This is a genomic window from Rhizobium sp. N731 (assembly GCF_001664145.1).
In the GTDB taxonomy this organism is placed as follows: Bacteria; Pseudomonadota; Alphaproteobacteria; order Rhizobiales; family Rhizobiaceae; genus Rhizobium; species Rhizobium esperanzae.
Genome location: NZ_CP013601.1, coordinates 3,031,249 through 3,051,092 on the forward strand (window position 1 = coordinate 3,031,249; position 19,844 = coordinate 3,051,092).

13 protein-coding genes and 1 pseudogene are annotated in these 19,844 nt (G+C 61.6%); 4 read left to right on the forward strand and 10 right to left on the reverse strand.

The genetic code is table 11. From position 1 onward, the window contains the following. Positions 1–169 precede the first annotated feature (169 nt). The 6 genes and pseudogenes from rpoD to dnaG all read right to left on the reverse strand — a co-directional run bounded on the left by rpoD (position 170) and on the right by dnaG (position 9,457). Positions 170–2,227: an RNA polymerase sigma factor RpoD gene (gene rpoD, locus AMK02_RS14955; protein WP_011426193.1), complete on the reverse strand. Its 2,058-nt coding sequence runs from the start codon at positions 2,225–2,227 to the stop codon at positions 170–172. A 468-nt stretch (positions 2,228–2,695) separates the two neighbouring features. Beyond that, positions 2,696–3,043, reverse strand: a pseudogene (locus AMK02_RS14960) (GFA family protein). 11 nt (positions 3,044–3,054) lie between these two features. Then, entirely contained in the window at positions 3,055–4,092 is a 1,038-nt protein-coding gene (gene tdh / locus AMK02_RS14965; RefSeq protein ID WP_064803959.1) for an L-threonine 3-dehydrogenase, read from the reverse strand. Between the two features lie 218 nt (positions 4,093–4,310). Then, positions 4,311–5,498, reverse strand: a complete 1,188-nt coding sequence (locus AMK02_RS14970; RefSeq protein WP_064803961.1) for a glycine C-acetyltransferase — start codon at positions 5,496–5,498, stop codon at positions 4,311–4,313. Positions 5,499–5,588: 90 nt separating this feature from the next. Continuing rightward, the gene (recQ, locus tag AMK02_RS14975; protein ID WP_064803963.1) at positions 5,589–7,457 is read right to left on the reverse strand and encodes a DNA helicase RecQ; all 1,869 of its coding nucleotides are present in this window, start codon (positions 7,455–7,457) and stop codon (positions 5,589–5,591) included. Continuing rightward, the gene (gene dnaG / locus AMK02_RS14980; RefSeq protein WP_064803964.1) at positions 7,457–9,457 is read right to left on the reverse strand and encodes a DNA primase; all 2,001 of its coding nucleotides are present in this window, start codon (positions 9,455–9,457) and stop codon (positions 7,457–7,459) included. The genes recQ and dnaG overlap by 1 nt, the downstream gene beginning before the upstream one ends. Before the next feature lie 667 nt (positions 9,458–10,124). Between dnaG and AMK02_RS14985 the strand changes: the two genes are divergently transcribed. After that, positions 10,125–11,015 (forward strand): hypothetical protein, encoded by an 891-nt coding sequence (locus tag AMK02_RS14985; RefSeq protein ID WP_064803966.1) that lies wholly within the window; start codon positions 10,125–10,127, stop codon positions 11,013–11,015. A 3-nt stretch (positions 11,016–11,018) separates the two neighbouring features. Here the strand turns inward: AMK02_RS14985 and AMK02_RS14990 are convergent, their stop codons facing one another. After that, positions 11,019–11,474: a GatB/YqeY domain-containing protein gene (locus AMK02_RS14990; RefSeq protein ID WP_064803968.1), complete on the reverse strand. Its 456-nt coding sequence runs from the start codon at positions 11,472–11,474 to the stop codon at positions 11,019–11,021. Between the two features lie 269 nt (positions 11,475–11,743). Between AMK02_RS14990 and carA the strand changes: the two genes are divergently transcribed. Next, entirely contained in the window at positions 11,744–12,949 is a 1,206-nt protein-coding gene (gene carA, locus AMK02_RS14995) for a glutamine-hydrolyzing carbamoyl-phosphate synthase small subunit (protein WP_064806255.1), read from the forward strand. A 302-nt stretch (positions 12,950–13,251) separates the two neighbouring features. Here the strand turns inward: carA and AMK02_RS15000 are convergent, their stop codons facing one another. Continuing rightward, the gene (locus tag AMK02_RS15000; protein ID WP_064803970.1) at positions 13,252–15,021 is read right to left on the reverse strand and encodes an adenylate/guanylate cyclase domain-containing protein; all 1,770 of its coding nucleotides are present in this window, start codon (positions 15,019–15,021) and stop codon (positions 13,252–13,254) included. A 306-nt stretch (positions 15,022–15,327) separates the two neighbouring features. On the opposite strand from AMK02_RS15000, the gene AMK02_RS15005 reads away from it, so the two are divergent. After that, positions 15,328–15,648, forward strand: a complete 321-nt coding sequence (locus AMK02_RS15005; RefSeq protein WP_064803972.1) for an antibiotic biosynthesis monooxygenase family protein — start codon at positions 15,328–15,330, stop codon at positions 15,646–15,648. Between the two features lie 16 nt (positions 15,649–15,664). On the opposite strand, the gene AMK02_RS15010 is transcribed toward AMK02_RS15005, so the two are convergent. Continuing rightward, positions 15,665–17,068 (reverse strand): MATE family efflux transporter, encoded by a 1,404-nt coding sequence (locus AMK02_RS15010; RefSeq protein WP_064803973.1) that lies wholly within the window; start codon positions 17,066–17,068, stop codon positions 15,665–15,667. A gap of 145 nt (positions 17,069–17,213) precedes the next feature. Continuing rightward, a complete protein-coding gene (locus AMK02_RS15015) occupies positions 17,214–18,458 on the reverse strand; it encodes a TCR/Tet family MFS transporter (protein WP_064803975.1) in 1,245 nt (414 codons plus the stop codon). A 370-nt stretch (positions 18,459–18,828) separates the two neighbouring features. Between AMK02_RS15015 and AMK02_RS15025 the strand changes: the two genes are divergently transcribed. Beyond that, positions 18,829–19,821 (forward strand): aldo/keto reductase, encoded by a 993-nt coding sequence (locus AMK02_RS15025; protein ID WP_064803978.1) that lies wholly within the window; start codon positions 18,829–18,831, stop codon positions 19,819–19,821. Positions 19,822–19,844 lie beyond the last annotated feature (23 nt).

The following is a 19,844-nucleotide window of genomic DNA, read 5'->3' on the forward strand; positions in this document are numbered from 1 at the left end:
TACACATCGACCTCGCTCGCGCGTCGCGATCGATCCCTTCCCCCGTGGGCCGCGATTATAGCCTTGTCACCAGGCAGCGACAAGAAAGCCGCTTTGATCATTGGTGTTAATCACAAAGCAAAAGCCGGGCACGAGGCCCGGCTTTCCCAATCGGAATGGCGTCGAAGCGTCAGCTGTCGAGGAAGGAGCGCAGCTTTCTCGAGCGGCTCGGATGCTTGAGCTTGCGCAGCGCCTTCGCCTCGATCTGGCGGATACGTTCGCGGGTGACCGAGAACTGCTGGCCGACCTCTTCGAGCGTGTGGTCGGTGTTCATGCCGATGCCGAAGCGCATGCGCAGCACGCGTTCCTCGCGCGGCGTCAGCGAGGCGAGAACGCGGGTCGTCGTCTCGCGCAGGTTCGCCTGGATGGCGGCGTCGATCGGCAGCAGCGCGTTCTTGTCCTCGATGAAATCGCCGAGATGCGAATCCTCTTCGTCGCCCACCGGGGTTTCGAGCGAGATCGGCTCCTTCGCGATCTTCAGGACCTTACGGACCTTTTCGAGCGGCATGGCGAGCTTTTCGGCCAGTTCTTCCGGCGTCGGCTCGCGACCGATCTCGTGCAGCATCTGGCGCGAGGTCCGGACGATCTTGTTGATCGTCTCGATCATGTGCACCGGAATGCGGATCGTGCGGGCCTGGTCGGCGATAGAACGGGTGATCGCCTGACGGATCCACCACGTCGCATAGGTCGAGAACTTGTAACCGCGGCGGTATTCGAACTTGTCGACCGCCTTCATCAGACCGATATTGCCTTCCTGGATGAGATCGAGGAACTGCAGGCCGCGGTTCGTGTACTTCTTGGCGATCGAGATGACGAGGCGAAGGTTCGCTTCGACCATTTCCTTCTTGGCGATGCGGGCTTCGCGCTCGCCCTTCTGCACCATGTGCACGATGCGGCGGAATTCCGAGATCGAGATGCCGGTTTCCGTCGCGAGATTCTGGATCTCCTGGCGGATGTCGCGGATCGTCGTATTCTCGGCCTTGGCGAATTCCTTCCAGCCGCGAGCGGCCAGATTGCCGATCGACTTCATCCAGTTCGGATCAAGCTCGGCGCCCTGATACTGCTCCAGGAACGAGTCGCGCTTGACGCCGTAGGATTCGGCAAGGCGCAGCAGGCGGCCTTCGTTCTGCACGAGGCGCTTGTTGATGTCGTAGAGCTGCTCGACCAGTGCATCGATGCGGTTCTGGTTGAGCGACAGCGACTTGACCGCCTTGATCAGCTCGTCCTTGAGCTCCTTGTAGCGGCGCTCCTGGGCGGACGACAGCGTGCCGGTGGCGGCAAGGCGCTGCTCGACCTGCTGGTCCTGCAGCTTGCGCAGCTTCTTGTAGGTCTCGGCAATGATGTCGAGCGTTTCCATGACCTGCGGACGCAGCTCGGCTTCCATCGCGGCGAGAGAGAGGTTGGATTCGTCCTCGTCCTCTTCCTCCTCTTCGGGAGGCAGGCCTTCACCGCCGACATCGGTGATGTCGTCGTCGCCGGAGCGGGCGCGCCGGGTCTTTTCCTTCTCTTCCGCCGCCTTGCGGTCGGCCTCGATCTTCTCGGGGCTCTGGAACTGCGGCGCGGCCTTGGCTTCCGGACCGGAATAGGTCGTCTCGAGATCGATGATCTCGCGCAGCAGCGTCGTGCCTTCGTTGAGTTCGTCGCGCCAGATGATCAGGGCCTGGAAGGTCAGCGGGCTCTCACAGAGGCCCGCGATCATCGTCTCGCGGCCGGCTTCGATGCGCTTGGCGATCGCGATTTCGCCTTCGCGCGACAGAAGCTCCACCGAGCCCATCTCGCGCAGATACATGCGTACCGGATCGTCGGTACGGTCGGTCGGCTCTTTCTTCTTGGCGGTCGCAAGCGCGGTGCCGGCCGAAGGCGCGAGCTCGCCGCCTTCGCTGTCCTCATCACCGCCGGCGTCGTCGTCATCGCCACCGCCGGAAGCACCAGCCTCTTCGGCTTCCTCGTCCTCGATGACGTTGATGCCCATGTCCGACAGCATCGACATCGTGTCTTCGATCTGCTCGGAGGTCACTTCTTCGGACGGCAGGACGGCGTTCAGCTCGTCCATCGTCACATAACCGCGCTTCTTGGCGGCCTTGATCATCTTCTTGACCGCATCGTCGGAAAGATCGAGAAGAGGGCCGTCGCTTGCGCCGTCGCGTTCGACTTCCGCGTCTTCGTTCTCTTTGACCTTGGTTGCCATTTATATCGTCGCCTTCCTGACGCTATCCAATCTCGCTACGGTGAATGGGCCGTCTCAGGGCCTGACGCGCCGCTCGCGTCGCCCTTGAATCACCTAGGCCCACCTAACGGGATGACATTTAAAGTCTGATTAACCACGATCGCCGGTACCGGACAGCAAAGCTTTCTTGCCTTTGGATTTCCGGCCATGGTTGCGCGATCCGCCTTGACCCTGTTCACCGTTTCAACAAGTCGAACGGTGATTCCCACATTTTTTGTTCTCGTCAAGCTTTTCCAGCAAAAAAGCCCGCGAAAACTCGGAAAAAGCCTTATCCACAGGCTTTGAACCGCGGCTGCGATTGCGAACCTTATTTAAGAAGCAGCAAACAAAAGACAAGGGCGGCCGGAATTTTGCCCGCCGCCCCAGTTGTTCCGGCCATTTCCTGCAATTGTGCCGACGGTATATTCGCCCTCTCCGGGTAAATATTGGCTAACGTGCCTGGCCGTCGTAAGGCGTCACCTTCAGCGCGCCGAGATCGACCGCGGGAATGCAGCGCAGATTGATCGAAGCCATCGCCGCACCGTTCGGCGCCACGCCCTCGCCGAAGGGGGCGATGCCGCAATTGGCGCAGAAATGATGCTTGATGACATGCCGGTTGAAAGTATAGGTCGAAAGATCGTCTTCCGGTGTCTTCAGCACCAGTTTCTCGCGCGGCACGAAAGCGAGAAGCCCTCCCCGCCTGCGGCAGAGCGAACAGTTGCAGTCCAGCGCCTCGGTGAATTCGCCTTCGACCGCAAAAGCAACATTGCCTCAATGGCAGCTTCCTTCGTAGAACATGTTGTCCTCCCTCACATCCAGTCCATCACGACCTTGCCTGAATTGCCCGACCGCATCGCCTCGAAACCATCGCGGAAATCGTCGATCTTGATGCGATGCGTGATGATGGGCGAAAGGTCGAGGCCGCCTTGCACGAAGGCGATCATCTTGTACCAGGTTTCGAACATCTCGCGACCATAGATGCCCTTGAGATTGAGCATCTTGAAAATCACCTTGTTCCAGTCGATCTCGAATCCGGCCGGCGCAATGCCGAGAATGGCGATCTTGCCGCCATTGTTCATCTTGTCGATCATGTCGCGGAAGGCGGGTGCTGCGCCCGACATTTCGAGCCCGACGTCGAAACCCTCCGTCATGCCGATCGCCTTCATCACGTCGGCGAGGTTTTCCTTCGATGCATCGACGACATGGTCGATGCCGAGCTTGCGCGCCAGGTCCAGACGGTGCGGATTGATGTCGGTGATAACAACCTTGCGGGCGCCGGAACGCTTGGCGACGAGCGCTCCCATGATGCCGATCGGCCCGGCGCCGGTGACGAGCACGTCCTCGCCGACGAGATCGAAGGAGAGCGCGGTATGCACGGCATTGCCGAACGGATCGAAGATCGCGGCGATCTCGTCTGTTATATCGTCCGGGATCGGCACGACATTGCTTTCGGGGATACAGACGAACTCGCCGAACGAGCCCGGCCGGTTGACGCCGACGCCGAGCGTGTTGCGGCAAAGATGCCCCCTGCCCGCCCGGCAGTTGCGGCACTTGCCGCAGACGATATGCCCCTCGCCGGAGACCCGCTCGCCGACATGATAGCGGGTGACCGCCGATCCGATCTCGGCAATCTCGCCGGAGAATTCATGGCCGACGACCATCGGCACCGGAATGGTCTTCTGCGCCCACTGGTCCCAGTTCCAGATATGCACGTCGGTGCCGCAGATCGCCGATTTCTTCACCCGGATCAGCACATCGTTCGGCCCGACCTCGGGCACCGGCACATTCTCCATCCAGAGCCCGACCTCGGGCTTCGATTTGACCAGCGCCTTCATCATGTTCGACATCGACAATATCCCGCCCTTGTTCTGGTGCCGGACCTTGCGACTCCCTCTTCTCCCCAATGGGGAGAAGGTGCCCGTAGGGCGGATGAGGGGGCCACACGGCACGCCATAGAAACCTTATTGTTTCTCGCTTACCGCTCGAAACGTCGCTTTTCTCTGCCCCCTCATCCGACCCTTCGGGCCACGTCTCCCCGCTGGGGAGAAGAGGGAGCAAGCCTCGCTCAAATCACACCCAGCTCCCGCCCAGCTTCCGCAAAAGCGGCAATCGCCCGCTCCACATCCGCCCTGGAATGCGCCGCCGACATCTGCGTGCGGATACGGGCCTGGCCCTTCGGCACCACCGGGAAGGAGAAGCCGATCACATAGATGCCCTTCTTCAGCATCAGCCCCGCCATGTCCTGGGCAAGCTTGGCGTCGCCGAGCATGACCGGGATGATCGGATGGCCCTCGCCGGCGAGTGTGAAGCCGAGCTTGGTCATCTCGGTTCGGAAGAGATCGGCATTGTCGGACAGGCGCTTGCGCAAGGCATCGCCGTTTTCGATCAGGTCGAACACTTTCAGCGAGGCGGCGGCGATGACCGGCGCCAGGGTGTTCGAGAACAGATAGGGCCGCGAACGCTGCCGCAGCCATTCGACGACTTCGGCTCTCGCCGAAGTGTAACCGCCGGACGCGCCGCCGAGCGCCTTGCCGAGCGTGCCGGTGATTATGTCGATGCGGTCCTCGACGCCGCAATATTCCGGCGAGCCGCGGCCATTTCTGCCGACGAAGCCGACGGCGTGGCTGTCGTCGACCATGACCATGGCGCCGTATTTCTCGGCGAGGTCGCAGACGCCGCCGAGATTGGCGATGATGCCGTCCATGGAGAAGACGCCGTCGGTGGCAATCAGCTTGAAGCGGCTGCCTTCGGCCTTTTTCAGCTCCTCTTCCAGCGCCGCCATGTCGTTGTTGGCGTAGCGGAAGCGTTTGGCCTTGGAGAGACGCACGCCATCGATGATCGAGGCATGGTTCAGTGCGTCGGAAATGATCGCATCCTCTTCGCTGAGCAGCGTCTCGAACAGACCGCCATTGGCATCGAAGCAGGAGGAATAGAGGATCGTGTCCTCCATGCCGAGAAAGGCAGAAATGCGGGCCTCGAGCTGCTTGTGCTCTTCCTGCGTGCCGCAGATGAAACGCACCGAGGCCATGCCGTAGCCATAGCGGTCGAGTGCCTTCTTGCCGGCCTCGGCCAGCTCTTCGTTGTCAGCAAGGCCGAGATAGTTGTTGGCGCAGAAATTCAGCACCCGCTCGCCGGTGGAAATCGCAATCTCGCCCGCCTGCTTGGAACTGATGACCCTCTCCGACTTGTAGAGGCCGGCATCCCTGAGCGCCGAAATCTCGGCCCGGAGATGGGAAAGAAATGGCGAGGTCATGGGCGGCCCTTCCTGACGTTTTTTATAGCAATCGGGTTAGCATATCGCTGCTTGCTTGTCTTCTCGCCGCACCAAAATCAGCGGGCCCGTTCAATCCTTATCGTGCGAGAGAATGATCTCCAGGAAAGCGTCGCCATAACGCTCGAGCTTCGATTGCCCGACGCCCGATATGCCGAGCAATTCCTTACGGCTGCGCGGCCGTTCCGTCGCAAAGGCAATGAGCGTCGTATCGGGGAAGACGACATAGGGCGGTACGCCGAGCGATTTGGCGATCGACATGCGCTCGGCTCTCAGCGCCTCGAAAAGCGTGCCGTCGGCGCCCGACAAGCCCGACTTGCGCTCGCTGCGCTCGGCCTTCTTCGTACGCCGTTCGGAGGCCGGCCGGTCCTTGCGGAAGAAGACCTGCCGTTCCTGCTTGAAAACGGCGCGCGCCTCCGACTCCAGCTTCAGCGCCCCATAGGCCTCATGATCGATACGGATCAGCCCCATGGCGAGCAGCTGGCGGTAGACGGATTGCCATGTGCGCGCCGGAATGTCCTTGCCGGCGCCGAAGACCGGCATATTCACATGGCCGAAACGCTCGGTCTTTTCGTTGATGTTACCGACCAGCACATCGATGACATGACCGGCGCCGAACCGCTCGCCGGTGCGGTAGACGGCGGCGAGCGCCTTGATCGCCGCTTCCGTGCCTTCCCACGTCTCGACCGGCTTCAGGCAGGTGTCGCAATTGCCGCACTGGCCGGCATGCGCTTCACCGAAATGAGCCAGGATCGCCTGCCGGCGGCAGGAGGCGGTCTCGCAGATCGCCAGCAAGGCATTGAGCTTGGCGCGTTCCACCCGCTTGATTTCGTCTGCGGCGTTGCCCTCATCGATCATGCGGCGGCGCTGGATGACGTCGGCCATGCCGTAGGCCATCCAGACCTCGGACGGCAGGCCGTCGCGGCCGGCGCGCCCGGTCTCCTGGTAATAGGCTTCCACCGAACCCGGCAGGTCGAGATGGGCGACATAGCGCACATTCGGCTTGTCGATGCCCATGCCGAAGGCGACGGTCGCGACCAGGCAGAGGTTCTCTTCTTTCAGGAAAGCATCCTGATTGCTGTCGCGCAGTGCCCGGTCCATGCCGGCGTGATAGGGCAGCGCGCGGATGCCCTGCCCGTTCAGCCAGTCGGCCGTGTCCTCGACCTTGGCGCGCGACAGGCAGTAGACGATGCCGCTGTCGCCCTTGTGGCCGGACAGGAAGCGCAGAAGCTGCTGGCGCGGCTGGTCGCGCTCGACGATTTCATAGGCAATATTCGGCCTGTCGAAGCTGGTGGTGAAGATTTCGGCATTGCCGAGCCCCAGCCGCTCGATGATATCGTCACGCGTATGCGGGTCGGCCGTTGCCGTCAGCGCCACGCGGGGCACGCCGGGATACTGTTCGCCGAGCCGGCCGAGCTCGCGATATTCCGGGCGGAAATCATGGCCCCATTGCGAGACGCAGTGGGCCTCGTCGATCGCAAACAGCGCGATCTTCTCACTGGCGATCAGCTCGCGAAAACCGTCCGTCAGGATGCGCTCGGGCGTCACGTAGAGAAGATCGAGCTTTCCCGCCGAAAGCGCGCGACGAACCTGGACGAACTCCTCGCGCGACAGCGACGAATTCAATGCCGCGGCGCGGATGCCGAGCTGCTTCATCGCCTCCACCTGATCGCGCATCAACGCAATCAGCGGCGAGACGACGATGCCGACGCCGTCGCGGCAAAGTGCCGGGATCTGGAAGCACAGCGATTTGCCCGCGCCTGTCGGAAAAAGCACCACGGCATCGCCGCCGGAAACAATATGCTCCACCACCTTCTGCTGTTTGCCGCGGAAGGAGGAATAACCATAGACCTGTTTCAAGACGTCGAGCGGCGAACGGCCGGCCGAAAACAGCGCATCGGAAGCGGAAAAGCCTGGTTCATTGCGTCCGCTGAACGGCATCAGTGGTTCGCCGCCCCTTTAACACGGCCAGAAAGTACGCCGAAGCCGTCGATGATCGCCTCCTGGTTCTCGAGGCGTACGCCTTCGAGATGCACTTCCTGCTGCGCCCGTATCAGCTGAACGATCGCCTCGCCGTCGCCGGCTTCGGTCGCCAGCGCAATCTCGCGTTCGAGTTCCATCTTCTGTCGGCGCAAAGCCTTCGCACGTTTGTGGAAGGCGAGCGCCTGACGATAGCCCTCACGGGCATCCTCCATCGCCGCCTCCTCGGTCGCCGTCCAAAGCCTCGCATTGCGCACCTGCTGGTCGAGGCTCTTGATAAGCGGACCGAAGCCTTCGAATTCCAATCGTTCAGTCAGATATTCGCGCGTCAGATGCGGCCCTGCGACGGCAGCGGCTGCGCCGAGCATCGCCGACCAGAGCCGCTGCAGCTCGCGGCTGTCATATTCGATCGCGGCGATTTCATCATAATCGTCGATCATCAGGGCCGGATGATTGACGATGGTGAGCGCCAGCACGCTTTCGCGCAGCGCCGTATTGTCCCGGTGTCCGCGCACGGGGCCTGAGCGGGCGAGCCGGTCGGAAATCAGGCTGGGGCTTTTCGGTCCTGCCTTGGACGCATTGTCGCGGCCGTTCCGGGAATTGCCGCTAAAACCGCGCCGCTCGCCATTGTTGCGGTTCTGGAACTGCGGCTGGAAGAAGGCGTTCAGCCGGTCGCGAATATCCTGCTGGTAATGGCGGCGCACATTCTCATCGGCGATGACGGCGACGAGCTGCTTCAGCCGTGCTTCGAGCTCGGCGCGCGCCTCGGGCGTATCGAACTTGCCGGTGTTGATTTCCCGGCTCCACAGCATCTCCGAAAGCGGCTTCGCCTGGCTCATCACCTTGTCGAAAGGCGCGCGCCCCTCGTCACGCACGAGATCATCCGGGTCCTTACCGTCAGGCAGAAGCGCGAAGCGGACGGAGCGGCCGGGCTTCAGATGCGGCAGCGCCAGTTCGGCGGCGCGATTGGCGGCGCGAATGCCGGCGCCGTCGCCATCGAAGCAGAGTACCGGCTGCGGCACCATCTTCCAGAGCAGCTCGAGCTGGTTTTCGGTGAGCGCCGTGCCGAGCGGCGCAACGGCGTTTTCGATGCCGGCCTGATAGAGCGCGATCACGTCCATATAACCTTCGACGGCGATGATGGTGCCGCTCGCATTATCGTCCTGCTGATCGCCGCGGCCCGGCCCCTGGATTGCGCGGCGCGCGCGGGCGAAATTGTAGAGCACATTGCCCTTGTGGAAGAGCTCAGTCTCGTTGGAGTTCAGATATTTCGCCGGCGCATCTGATGACATGGCGCGTCCGCCGAAGGCGATCACCTTTTCCCGCGACGAAAGGATCGGGAACATGATTCGGTCGCGGAAACGGTCGTAGGAGACCGGCACGTTTTCATGAACGACCAGGCCGCAGGCCTCGATCTGCTCCTTGGAGACGCCCTTGCCGGCCAGGAATTCCTTCAGCGCATTGCGGCTGTCAGGCGCATAACCGAGACGGAAGGTCTCGATGGTACGCCCCGTCAGTCCGCGATCGCGCAGATAGGCGCGCGCCTTTGCGCCATTTGCCGTCTGCAGCTGGTCCTGGAAGAAGCTGGTCGCCATCTCCATGACGTCGATCAGCGAGCCGCGCTCTTTCTCGCGTTTCTCCATCACGGGATCGGCAAGCGGCATCGGCACGCCGGCCATGTCGGCGATCTGCTGCACGGCCTCGGGAAAACTCAAGCCCTCCAGCTCGGTCAGGAAACGGAAGTGATCGCCGGTGACGCCACAGCCGAAGCAGTGATACCGCCCCTTTCGGTCCTCGCAGTGGAAGCTCGGCGATTTCTCGCCATGGAACGGGCAGCAGGCCCAGTAGTCGCCACGCGAGACATTGGTCTTACGCTTGTCCCAGCTGACGCGGCGCGCGATCACGTTCGAAATCGGAACGCGGTCGCGGATCTCATCGAGAAAGGTGTTGGAAAAGCGCATTTATCCCTCTTGGCCAAGCTCCATATAAGCCGCTTTGCCGCACCATGCCACGAAACTCGTCGGGAAAACCCGCTATTCACAGGCAAGTGCATCCAACGGTGGTCGCGTCGGTTATCCAATCAACAACACGTGACCACCCCTGCGACAGGGGTGCGACATTATTGTCGTCGAAAGGCCTGGGGTCGCCCACGGCAAGGGGTTCGGCACGAGCGGCGGCGTAACACGAAACCGAATTAAAACGTTTCAAAACAGCCCCTTATCGCCACGATCACTCGCGCGTCGTGATCCTCGCGGCGCCTGCCGAAACTTCGCTTCGAAGCCCCTCAAAGCGCCGTTTCCGGCAATCATTATTTTTTTGTAATTTGAACAGACGTCCGCACCGCAATAGGTTTGATCTCAACAAAGCGATCCCCGAGCGAAGCACCATCCCTACCCCCGGCGCCGCTTCGCAAGGGTGCCTTTGCAAATACCCGCCGGCTTGGGCCTCAGCCCTGCGTTGCCGGCGGAAGCAAAGAGCAAGAAGGCAGGAGCGCCCCCAGCTCCTGCCTTCTTAAATTTCAGGCTCTATTGCCAACTCTCCCTTTGAAATTAACCGCTTATCGACAAAACCGTTGACAGACGGCGCGGGCATGAAAAATGTATGCGCCGAACTCCTGGACCCTTCCCAATGGCTTTCACCGCGGAAAATCTTGCAGCAGACGATCGCTTTCTCGCTGCGATCCTACATTGCGCCAATCAACTGCTTGCGATCTATCGCGAGAGCCCGCGCATCGCATCGATTTTCGCCGCGCAGCAGCGCTGGCTGATGGCCCATGCCGGCTTCGCACTTCATTACGGTCATCCCGACGACGGCCAAAGCGGTGGCCTCTATTCCGGCCGCTTTGTCGATTTCGCAGTCAAGAACGACATCGCCAGCCGCAACACGGCCGCGGCCTTCATGCAGGAAATGCTGGCCTATCGTTTCCTGCGTGTGGTGCCCGGACCTGACAAGCGCACACGCTATCTGGAACCGACCGAAATTGCCGAACAGCATTTCACGCGATGGCTCGTCACCCATATGATGATCCTCGACAGCCTCGACGGCGGCGAACGCGCCGACCAGATCATCGCCGCCCCCTCCGCAACAATGGCTGCGATTCAGCCGCGGATCGCAAGGGCGATCATCGGCAGTGAGTCCGTGCGCAATCCAGGCCCCACCTTCAACCTCTTCAACTGGGCGAATTCGGGCGGTCTGGTGATGGATTACCTGATCTCCCGCCTTCCGCAATTTCCTCGGGCGGCCGAGCGCGTCGTTATCGGTCCCCTGTCGCTCCGGGAGCTCCGCGAACAATTCATGATTTCCAATACCCACCTGAAGCGGCTTCTGACCCAGGCCGCGACCATGGAAAGCGTCGGCTGGACAGAACCTTCGCGCAAGGGCGACTTCTGGCTGTCCCGCCGCTTCATCCTCGAATATTGGAACTATCAGGCGGCGAAGTTCGCCATCGTCGATGCCGCCGCCGAGGCCGTGCTCGGACCTGCGGTCCATCAAGAACCGCAGGCGAGACGGGCCATCTGAGGCTTATCCGTTCAAAAGCTCCTTGACGGTTGCCGATGCCTTGGCGAAATCCATTTGCCCGGCATAACGCTCCTTGAGCGCCGCCATCACCTTGCCCATGTCCTTGACGCCGGCAGCACCCGTCTCGGTGATGATCGCCGAGATGTTGGCGCGCACTTCGCCGTCCGAAAGCTGCTTCGGCATGAAGTCCTGAATGACGGCGATTTCCGCACGCTCCTTGGCAGCAAGCTCCGGCCGGGAATTCTCCTCATAGATCTTTGCCGATTCGTCACGCTGCTTCACCATCTTGGCGAGAATCTGCAGGATCTCGTCGTCGCTCGCCTGCTCCTTGCCGGCACCGCGATTGGCAATGTCGCGGTCCTTGATCGCCGCCTGAATCAGCCGGACGGTCGACAGCCGCCCCGTATCCTTGGCCTTCATCGCCTCTTTCAGCTGGGTGGCGAGTTGATCGCGCAGCATGTGTTCACTCCTTTTTTGATGCCGCTTCATAAACCACGCGGATGCGACGGATCAAATAAATTGCGCGATCGTCGCGATAAAGCGCAAGAAAACGGCCGCAATCCCGGCTACAAAGATTGACGCTAAGCGATTGCGTGGCTATTTACCGCCACCTGCACCAAAATTCGTGATCAGGCCTGAAGCGCGCGGCATTGCCGTGCCCACACGTCTGCGAGATCAAATGGCGACCAGCGCGGCTAAGCGCATCGGCCGCCGGAAACGGGATGAAGATGACCGCAACAGCACCCTGGACAACCGAAAAGCCGACCGCCCTGCTCGTTCTTGCCGACGGCACGGTGATCGAAGGCAGGGGCATCGGCGCCACCGGCAAGGTCCAGGCCGAAGTCGTCTTCAACACGGCGCTGACCGGCTATGAAGAGATCATGACCGACCCCTCCTATCTCGGCCAGATCGTCACCTTCACCTTTCCCCACATCGGCAATATCGGCACCAACGACGAGGATATCGAGGACCTGACGCCTGCCGCCCGCCACGGCGCGGTCGGCGTCATCTTCAAGGCCGACATCACCGACCCGTCGAACTACCGCGCCGCCAAACATCTCGACCAGTGGCTGAAAGCACGCGGCATCATCGGTCTCTGCGGCATCGACACCCGCGCCCTGACCGCCTGGATCCGCGAGAACGGCGCTCCGAACGCGGTGATCGCCCACGACCCCAACGGCCTCTTCGACATCGAGGCGCTGAAGGCCGAAGCCAAGGCTTGGAGCGGCCTGGAAGGTCTCGATCTTGCCAAGATCGCCTCCTCCGGCCAGTCCTCACACTGGGCGCAGACGCCGTGGGTCTGGAACGAGGGTTACGGCGAACTCGGCGCGGCGGATGCGAAATATCACGTCGTCTGCCTCGATTACGGCGTCAAGCGCAACATTCTGCGCCTGTTTGCGGGCCTCGACTGCAAGGTGACCGTCGTGCCGGCAACAACGAGCGCCGAAGACGTGCTCGCCTTGCAGCCGGACGGTATCTTCCTGTCGAACGGTCCCGGCGATCCAGCGGCAACCGGCGAATATGCCGTGCCTGTCATCAAGACACTTGTGAAGACCGATATCCCGGTCTTCGGCATCTGCCTCGGCCACCAGATGCTCGGCCTCGCCTTGGGCGCGAAGACCGAAAAGATGCACCAGGGCCATCACGGCGCCAATCATCCGGTCAAGGATCACACGACGGGCAAGGTCGAGATCGTCTCGATGAACCACGGCTTCGCGGTGGACTCGAAGTCGCTGCCCGACGGCGTTGAAGAGACTCATATTTCCCTTTTCGACGGCACCAATTGCGGCCTGCGCGTTCTCGGCAAGCAGGTCTTCTCCGTCCAGCATCATCCGGAAGCCTCCCCCGGCCCGCAGGACAGCCATTATCTCTTCCGCCGCTTCATCAACATGGTGCGCGAGAAGAAGGGCGAACCGGCGCTCGCCGAACGCTGATTTCAAGAAGCGCCGGTTTCGCAAGGCCTGTTAGACGGGCAGCCACCAACGTAATGCGGCATCTCTTGAACTCGAAAGACAGCTATCAGTGAAAGGACCGCTTTCTGCCCATAGCGGCCTTTTTTCGTTGCCGAAGAACAGGGCTGCTTTGCGTTCGCAAGTGGAGGGCGGCTTCGCAGCTTTCTCAAAGCAGACCTTGCCGGCGATTACGCTGGGGAGTCGTGGTTGCGCCGGCACTGGCTGTTACTCAGCTCCGTGCAAACGGCGGCAACGGTTCAAGATCGGACATTAATCATCCGTCATTATACGACACCGGCCTTGCGTAGCCCCTCCACGACAAGCTCGAAATCGGCGGGGTTCTTGAAGGGCAAGACTTTGCGACGGTATTCCAGGGAGTAGTCGGGATTGACCCGCAGCACTTCTTGCCACGTCGCGCGGGCCTCTTCGAAACGGCCGAGGTGCCCGTAACACGCGGCGAGAAGCGCGCGCGAGACATCGGTAACGGGGTTGCGGCTCACGCGCTGCAGCAACAGCTCGACGGCCTCTCGGAACCTTCCCAGTTGAAACAGAGCCAAAGCCTGAAAGTGGAGAACGACATCCGGAAAGTACGGATTCAGGACCCTTACCTGATCGAAACAGGCGAGTGCCTCCTCGGCTCTGCCTGAATAGATGAGTGCCTCGCCGAGGCTGACCCGCCCTTCGGCGAAGTTCGGATTGAGGACTATCGCACGCTCGGCCTCGCTGATGGCTCTATCGTGCTGTCGCGAATAAAGCTTGACCAAGCTCAGCGCCCAATGTGCAACTGGATCATTATCATCCCGCGCTACCGCCAGCGTCGCAGCCTCTTCGGCTTGCTCGATCGAGCGCTGCGGCGACGCGCTCCACCGGTTCAGGTAGTCGAGCCCGTGGGTAAGGGCGAGAAAGGCGTGCGCCGAGGCGAAGTTCGGGTCCAGGTCGACGGCGCGTTGCAAAAGCTCGCGGGCGTCGCGGTTCGTTTGCTTCGTCAGGCGGTGCCACAGCTCCCGGCCACGCAGGAAGCAGTCATACGCCTCAGGGCGCCCGGTCTGCCCCGGCACCAGCCTTTTTCGATCGCCCTCTGTCAGACTGACCGCCAGCGCATCGACGATTTTCTGCGTTACATCGTCCTGAACCGCGAATATGTCGGTCAGGTCGCGATCGAACCGCTCCGCCCAAATGTGCCCGCCGGTGGTCGCGTCGATGAGCTGCGCGGTGATGCGTACCCTGTTCCCCGATTTGCGCACACTGCCCTCAAGAACATACCGCACGCCGAGCTTCGTGCCCACCTCCTGCACCTGTACGTTCTTGCCCTTGAAGGTAAACGACGAATTGCGGGCGATGACGAAGAGCTGCGACAACTTCGATAGCGCCGTGATGATGTCTTCCGAGATGCCGTCGGCGAAGTAGTCCTGTTCGGCGTCACCGCTCATGTTGGCGAAGGGCAGGACGGCGATCGACAGCTTCGGCGACGTTGCCGTCGCCGGCTGGCTCGTGGCGGTTTGCGAGGTCGCGGCTGCCTTGGTCCCGGCGCTGCCGACTTGCAGCGAATAGACCCGGATCGGTTCGGCGATATTCTTGAGTTGCGTGTTGCCGAGATCGCTGACCGAGAGGTCGAGCCTCGCCTTGACCTGGCGATAGGCATCCTCGGATAGGCAGATCGCGCCCGCCGCGGCGACGCCCTCCAATCGCGAGGCGATGTTGACGCCGTCGCCCATCAGATCGCCATCGCTTTCCTCGACGACGTCGCCCAAATGGATACCGATCCGGAACTCGATGCGACGGTCCTGCGGCACGCCGTCATTGCGCTCCACCATACCGTTCTGCACCTCAATGGCACAGCGCACGGCGTCCACCACGCTGCGGAACTCGACCAGCGCACCATCGCCGGTGCGCTTCACCACCCGGCCATGATGCACGGCGATCGTCGGATCGATGAGATCGCTACGTAGTGCCCGTAACCTCGCCAGGGTGCGGTCCTCGTCGGCGCCGGCAAGCCGGCTGTACCCGACCACGTCTGCGGCCAGGATTGCAGCCAGCTTTCGGTTCTCGCTCATGGCGCGGTCTCCTCACTTCCAGGATAGCAGGGAGACAGAGGGCAAGAAAGAACTTCTAGCCGCGGCTTAGAGCGATCTTGGTTGAGATCGACTTGTCCAATGGCTCATGACGCACCCGACGTTGAAGGTCCACGCAATGATGTCGAGCCAGCGACCGCTTCTGGCGCACCGTTGCATCAAGCTTCGAGAATGTCCCCGAAACAGGAAAGCAATGGACATTCGACCGGCCCCTCCCTTTTCACTGTTGACCTCAACCATGCTTGAGGAATTACAGAACTGCCTGCAGATCCGATGCAGGAGATATAGATGAGCGGAGCCTTCTATCGTGTCGACAAGTTCATCGTGCCGGCGGCGGCGCGTGAGGAATTTCTTGTCAAAGTGATGATGACCCACAAGCTGCTGGAGGCACAGGAGGGTTTCATCGATCACCGGGTGCTGGAGCAGGTCGCAGGTCCCGGCGAATTCAATTTCGTCACGATCGCCGAATGGAAAAATACCGAGGTCGTTGAGCGTGCGCGGGCAGCCGTGACGGACGCCCATAAGGCCGCAAATTTCGATCCGCAGGAAATGTTCTTGCGTCTCGGCATTCGAGCCGATATCGGCAGTTACAAGCCTGTCGCGGGCTGAGGGCAAGGACGCCGGCTCAGACGCCGGCGATCGCGCCCTCCCGGCGAACGAGAAGATAGAACCGTCCGCAGAGCATGGCGGCCGCCGCCGCCAGCCCGACGAGGAAGCCGAACCAGATGCCGATGCCGTCCAGACCCAGCGGAAAGGCGAAGGCCCAGGCCAGGAAGAAGCCAATCGGCCAGTAAGCGATCAGCGCCATGATCATCGGCACGCGCGCGTCCTTCAGGCCGCGCAGCAATCCGTTGGCGATCACCTGCAGCCCATCGACCAGTTGGAAAAGCCCGGCAACGACGATCAGCGGCCCGGCATAGGCGAGCACCTCGGGCGCCTCAGGCGAACTGACGTCGAGGAACCAGCTGCCGAGCAATTGCGGCATGGTGGCAAAGAGCACCGAGCCCACCGCCGAAATGGCGCAGCCGAGGATGAACACCATGATGGAAGCTCGCACCAGCCCGTCATAATCGCCCTGCCCGTGCGCGACGCCCACGCGCACCGTCGCCGCCTGGCTGAGGCCGAGCGGGATCATGAAGGCGATCGATGCCCATTGCAGGGCGATGCCGTGGGCGGCAAGTTCGATCGTGCCGATATAGCCCATCAGCAGCGAGGCCACCGTGAACAGGCTGACCTCGGCAAGGATGGTGACGCTGATCGGGAAACCGAGCCGGATGACTTCCAGCAGCGCATGCCAGTCGGGCTTCCAGAACCGCACGAAGATCTCGTAGCGGCGCGTCTCCTCCCGCCTCTGCACGAAGGCAAGGATGAAGAGGAAACCAGCCGTCTGCACCACGACCGATACGATCGCCGCACCCTCGAGCCCCATCGCCGGAAAGCCGAAATGGCCGAGCACGAGGGCATAGGCGAAAAACGCGTTCATCACCAGCGTGACGATGGTGACGTTGAGGATGATGCCTGCCTTGCCGATGGCGCTGACCAGCGCGCGCATCACGTTGAAGAGCAGTGCCGGCAGCACGCCGAATTGACCGATCATGATATAGCCATGCGCGAGCTTGGCTACCTCCGGCTTCTGCTGCGCGAAGAGCAGGATTTGCTCGGAATTGAAGAAGGCGGGCTGCATGACGGCCCAATATCCTATCACCACCCACAGACCCATGCGCAGCGATCGGCGCACAGAGACGACGTCGCCGCGGCCATAGGCCTGCGCCACCATCGGAATGACGGCGATGGCGAAACCCGAACCGAAGATGAGGATGGTGAAGAGGAATTGAGCCGACAGCACCATTGCCGCCAGATGCTCGGCGCCGAGGCGCCCGACGATCATCACGTCGGTAGTATTGATGCCGAGCTGAGCGAGCTGCGCGCCGATCAGTGGAATGCCGAGCGCCAGTGTTGCACGGAAATGCGCACCCCAACGATTATCGTTTGTCGGCGCAAGGCTGCGCGCGTCGATCGGCGTGTCCATGACACCAGTCCTGTGATTGAGATCTGCAACGCCGCGTAGTTGGCGCAAAAATATCACTCGGGCTTAAATCAAAGCCTCGCAAAGAACTACCCCAAAACAGGCAGATGATGAAAAATTCATCATACCATCACCATTTCTGATCGGTTCAGCCCACGCCTTCCAGCGCCTCGGCCGGCTCCCGGGCTCGAACCCTCGTAAGAAACACCCCGGCGGCCAGAACGATGAGCACGGCAGCCGTGAGATAAGGCGCACCGGCAAAGGTGACGGGCGCCTCAGGCCGCGTGAAATAGCCGAACATCTGCGTGAAGATCAGCGGCCCGACAATGGTGGTGATGCTGCTGAGGCTGGTCAGCGCGCCCTGCAGCTCGCCCTGCGCCGAAGGCGGCACCTTGCCGGCGGCAATACTGCGCAGCGCCGGATCGGCGACGTTTTCGATGACGGTCGCCACGATGACGACATAAACCACCCAGCCCTCCCAGGCGAAGGCATAGCCGGTCAGCCCCGCAGCGGAGAAGCAGAGACCGAGAAGCGCGGTCTTCCATTCGCCGAGCAGAGGCACGACGCGCGGCAGGACCAGCCCCATGACGAGCGCGGCGCCGATGCCGTAAATGCCGAGCGACAGGCCGATCTGCCCCTCGCTCCAGCCGTAGCGGTAGGTGGAGACGAAGGACCAGACCGAGGGATAGACGGCATGCGCCAGGAAAAACAGGAACATGACGAGGCTGACCCCGCCGATGCCAGGGTAATGGCGCATCTGGCGCAACGCGCCGAGCGGATTGGCGCGTTTCCACTCGAAGCGACGGCGGTTCTTCGCCTCCAGCGTTTCCGGCAGCAGAAAGCAGGCGGCGACAAAATTGAGAAGCGACAAAGCAGCAGCGCCGAGGAAGGGCACGCGCGGGCCGAATTCCCCAAGGAAGCCGCCGATGACGGGGCCAATGGTGAAGCCGACGCCGAAGGCGATGCCGATCAATCCGAAGTTCTTGGCGCGGTTCTCCTCCGTGCTGATATCGGCGATATAGGCCGAGCAGGTGGCGAAGCTGCCGCCGCTGATGCCGGCAAGCACACGGCCGACGAACAGCATCCAGAAACTGGTGGCAATGCCGCAGATGAAATTGTCGATCGCGAAGGTCAGCACCGAAAGCAGGAGGATCGGCCGGCGGCCGAAACGGTCGGACAGGTTTCCGAGCAGCGGCGCGAACAGGAACTGCATGCCGGCATAGACGAGCATCAGCCAGCCGCCGTCGATCGCAGCATCGCTGACGCTGCCGCCGGTCAGTTGCTCCAGATAGGCGGGCAGCACCGGCATGATGATGGCGATGCCGATAATGTCGAGGAAGAGGATGACGAAGACCAGGAAAAGGCCGCGGCGAACGAATTTCGGATCAAGCATGAGGCATCTCTACAGCGGCTGTTTCTGAAAAGACGATCTCCGTCGCCGGAAAGTGACATAGCTCAGAAAAGAAACTGAAACAATCCGTGAACATCTGGAAGCATCTCAGGAGTTTGTACGGGAAAATCATCAGGGCCTCAACCGGTAGACGCGCGCCGTCTTTCCGGCGGATCCCAGCGATAAACTCCCTTGCAATCGCCACAAAGGCATCCAGATCAATCCAAACAGAACACTCATTGTGCATTTCCCCGCACAGCCTGTTCCACTTCGTCCGATTATCGCCCGGATGCGAAGACGGTAGAACAGCCTCGACAGCGGCGCTCGGCGCGGATGCCCGATCACGCCGCACGGCGCAATAAAGGAGAAGACGATGCAGATCTATCGTTTAGGACAGACCGGACCTGATGTCTCGGCCATCGGCCTCGGCTGCATGGGCATGTCGGGCATGTATGGTCCCGCCGACCGCGCCGAGAGCATTGCGACAATCCATGCCGCGCTCGATGCCGGCATCAACCTGCTCGACACCGGCGATTTCTACGGCATGGGCCACAATGAAATGCTGATCGGCGAGGCATTGAAGGGCCGCAGGCGCGAAGACGCCGTCATCAGCGTCAAGTTCGGCGCGCTGCGCGATCCTGCAGGCGGATGGAGCGGCATCGATGCCCGCCCGGCGGCCGTGAAGAACTTCCTCGCCTACACGCTGCAGCGCCTCGGCGTCGACTATATCGACATCTACCGCCCTGCCCGCCTGGATCCGAATGTGCCGATCGAGGACACCGTCGGCACCATCGCCGATCTGGTCAAATCAGGCTACGTCAGACATATCGGTCTGTCGGAAGTCGGCGCCGACACGATCCGCCGCGCCGCCGCCACCGCCCCGATCGTCGACCTTCAGATCGAATATTCGCTGATCTCGCGCGGCATCGAAGAGAAGATCCTGCCGACGACACGTGAACTCGGCATCTCGATCACCGCTTACGGCGTGCTCTCGCGTGGCCTGATCAGCGGCCATTGGCAGAAGGGCCAGGCGGCCGCCGGCGACTTCCGCACCGACAGCCCGCGCTTTCAGGAAGGCAATATCGATCAGAATCTCGCGCTGGTGGAAAAGCTGCGCGAGATCGCCCAGGCAAAAAGTGTCTCCGTCGCCCAGATCGCCATCGCCTGGGTCGCCGCCAAGGGCAAGGATATCGTCCCCCTCATCGGCGCCCGCCGCCGCGACCGGCTGACCGAGGCCCTCGGTTCACGCGCCGTCGACCTGTCGCCGGAGGATTTCGCCGCGATCGAACGCGCCGTGCCGAAGGGTGCTGCCGCGGGCGGGCGTTATCCGGAGCAGATGCTGCAGCATATGGATAGTGAGAACTAAGGTTAGGTGTTAGGTCAAAAGGG

What these genes read in the sequence shown, in the direction of transcription:
- rpoD (WP_011426193.1), bottom strand. Translation starts at nt 2,227, where the DNA reads ATGGCAACCAAGGTCAAAGAGAACGAAGACGCGGAAGTCGAACGCGAC.
- tdh (WP_064803959.1), bottom strand. Translation starts at nt 4,092, where the DNA reads ATGTCGAACATGATGAAGGCGCTGGTCAAATCGAAGCCCGAGGTCGGG.
- AMK02_RS14970 (WP_064803961.1), bottom strand. Translation starts at nt 5,498, where the DNA reads ATGACCTCGCCATTTCTTTCCCATCTCCGGGCCGAGATTTCGGCGCTC.
- recQ (WP_064803963.1), bottom strand. Translation starts at nt 7,457, where the DNA reads ATGCCGTTCAGCGGACGCAATGAACCAGGCTTTTCCGCTTCCGATGCG.
- dnaG (WP_064803964.1), bottom strand. Translation starts at nt 9,457, where the DNA reads ATGCGCTTTTCCAACACCTTTCTCGATGAGATCCGCGACCGCGTTCCG.
- AMK02_RS14985 (WP_064803966.1), top strand. Translation starts at nt 10,125, where the DNA reads ATGGCTTTCACCGCGGAAAATCTTGCAGCAGACGATCGCTTTCTCGCT.
- AMK02_RS14990 (WP_064803968.1), bottom strand. Translation starts at nt 11,474, where the DNA reads ATGCTGCGCGATCAACTCGCCACCCAGCTGAAAGAGGCGATGAAGGCC.
- carA (WP_064806255.1), top strand. Translation starts at nt 11,744, where the DNA reads ATGACCGCAACAGCACCCTGGACAACCGAAAAGCCGACCGCCCTGCTC.
- AMK02_RS15000 (WP_064803970.1), bottom strand. Translation starts at nt 15,021, where the DNA reads ATGAGCGAGAACCGAAAGCTGGCTGCAATCCTGGCCGCAGACGTGGTC.
- AMK02_RS15005 (WP_064803972.1), top strand. Translation starts at nt 15,328, where the DNA reads ATGAGCGGAGCCTTCTATCGTGTCGACAAGTTCATCGTGCCGGCGGCG.
- AMK02_RS15010 (WP_064803973.1), bottom strand. Translation starts at nt 17,068, where the DNA reads ATGGACACGCCGATCGACGCGCGCAGCCTTGCGCCGACAAACGATAAT.
- AMK02_RS15015 (WP_064803975.1), bottom strand. Translation starts at nt 18,458, where the DNA reads ATGCTTGATCCGAAATTCGTTCGCCGCGGCCTTTTCCTGGTCTTCGTC.
- AMK02_RS15025 (WP_064803978.1), top strand. Translation starts at nt 18,829, where the DNA reads ATGCAGATCTATCGTTTAGGACAGACCGGACCTGATGTCTCGGCCATC.